A 2,412-nucleotide genomic window follows, 5' to 3' on the forward strand; every position below is an offset into this window, starting at 1 on the left:
AATTAAAACAAGTTATAAGTTAAATTATAATTGCAAAAAAACAAATTGATACACCTAAGATAAAAAAATTAATCATTAAAATACGTATCAAAATTAAATGAATTATACAAATAATATGTAAATAAATTCTTTAATCATTAATAAAAATTAATACTGATTAAAAAAATATTCTAAGAAACCTATTATAAGCATCCTTATTATTTGGAACAATAATTTTACCATTAATTATCTTTGAATAAATATCATCTAATTCCTTTTCAAGGCTAAAAGAAATTTTTTTAGGATTTTTAACAAAAAATAGCAAACCCTCTTTTAACCCATAATTTAATAATTGACCTCCTTCAAAAGCTCTTGTTTTCAAATAATTAGAAATAACAAGACTTAATATTCTTCCAATATCTTTAACTGAAGATGTAATAATATGTTCGGGTAACAGATAAGATTGATCTTGGTCAACCCCAATAACATAATGTCCAGCCCCCAATTTTTTTGCAGCCTCAATAACTCCAAGCCCAGATAAACCTGAAGCATGATAAATAATATCTATACCATCCACATACATCTCGTTTGCCAATATCTCTCCACTCTCGGAATTAACAAAACTTCCAACATACTTATTATCAATATTAATATTTTGATTAGCATAAATAGCACCAGCTTCATATCCATACCTAAATATGTTGATAAAGTCATCATCCATCCCGCCTAAAAACCCAATCTTACCTGTTTTAGAAATACTAGCAGCAATATAACCTACTAAAAATGCTACTTCCTCTACTCTAAAAGTTATGGCTGATAAATTTTTAGGAATGCTTAAATCAGAATCATATATAAAATCAACAACTACATATTTAATTTCTGGATTTTCCAAAGCAATTTTAAGAGCCACATCACTAAACCTATACCCAATCAACCATATAAAATTAGAACCATCTGCTTTCAATGAATTTAAATCAGACAAATAAGAATTTGGACTAGATTCCTTTATAGCTACTTCTAATCCAAATTCTTTCTCCACCTTTTTAATACCATTCAAAGCACTTTTATTAAAAGACTCATCATCAAAAAATCCATCTACTAAAACACCAACTTTAACAGGCTCACCATCAACTTCAGAAGTAAAACACGAAAAATACAACAAACATAACACTAACAATAAATTAATCACATATATCTCCTCTTTAAGCTAAGTTAAGCCAATACAATCCCCAATATAATTAAAGTCTATAACCTTGCCTTAAATAAATCAAATTCATGTTCAGTAGAAGGAACAATTAATTCCTTTTTAATTATCTTAGTTTGAATTTCTATAAGAACATCAATAAGCCCACTATCAATAATATCAGGATCTTTAACAATATTTATAACATTGTCTTCAAGTCCTAAATCAAAAACTTTACCACCAGCAAATTTATGATTTTTTATCAAATTTGCTGAATAATCGTGTATTGCTTGCCCAACATCCTTTATTACAGAAGTAATAACATGACCGGGTGCAAGATATGATTGATCCTTATTAACTCCAATAATATAATGTCCAACTCCAAGTTCTTTGGCAGCTTTAAACATACCAAGTGAAGCAGGCCCCATGACAGGAAAAATAATGTCAACACCATCCTCAACATACATATGTTCAGCAAACAATTTGCCAGCAACTTTATCAACTTCATCCAACATTCTCTTTACAATTACTCTTGTTGTAGGATTTGCATAAAATGCTCCTGCTCTAAATCCAATCACAAATCTCTCAACATAATCCATATTAACACCTGTTACAAATCCAATTCTATTACTTTTACTCATCTTAGAAGCTAAATATCCAGCTAAAAATGAACCCTCCTCTGATCTAAAATTAATAGCTACAAAATTTTGGGGAATTAAAACATTTTCATAATGCAAAGGATCGATAATTCCATACAAAACATTTAAATTCTCATGAGCAAATCTTATCACAGAATCTGAAAAAGAAGCACCAATAAACCAAACCAAATTAGCCCCCTTTTCTTGTAATGCACAAACATCTTCCGACAGCAATTCACTAGCAGTCATCAACATTTTTTCTTCAGAAGGATAAGGTGTTATAACTTTTGGAATAACCTCAGTTCCAAATTCATTTTTTATATCAATAACACCATCAAGAAAACTTTGAAAATAACCCTCATCATCAAAACTACCCGGAGCCACAAGTCCAATAACAATCTGATCATCAACACTTTTAGCAAAATTCTTTTTTGAAAAAAAGCAAGATATGAACATTAAAACAAAAAGTAAAATGAAAGATAAATTTTTAGACATAACTTACCCTCTCCTTATACAAAATAACTTTTAAGTAAACAATTTTTTAATTTTAAAACAAAAATTTATAAATACAAAATTTATTCAGAAGATAAAAATAGTCGATATATTAACATG

2 protein-coding genes are annotated in these 2,412 nt (G+C 28.5%); both read right to left on the reverse strand.

The annotated features are described in order from the left end of the window. Positions 1 to 157 precede the first annotated feature (157 nt). Positions 158 to 1,168, reverse strand: coding sequence for a BMP family ABC transporter substrate-binding protein (locus BN1173_RS01920; RefSeq protein WP_082020237.1), 1,011 nt, complete (start codon positions 1,166 to 1,168; stop codon positions 158 to 160). 56 nt (positions 1,169 to 1,224) lie between these two features. Beyond that, positions 1,225 to 2,295: a BMP family ABC transporter substrate-binding protein gene (locus BN1173_RS01925; RefSeq protein ID WP_040236280.1), complete on the reverse strand. Its 1,071-nt coding sequence runs from the start codon at positions 2,293 to 2,295 to the stop codon at positions 1,225 to 1,227. Positions 2,296 to 2,412: the final 117 nt, after the last annotated feature.

It is taken from the genome of Borrelia crocidurae, assembly GCF_000825665.2.
GTDB lineage: Bacteria > Spirochaetota > Spirochaetia > Borreliales > Borreliaceae > Borrelia > Borrelia duttonii.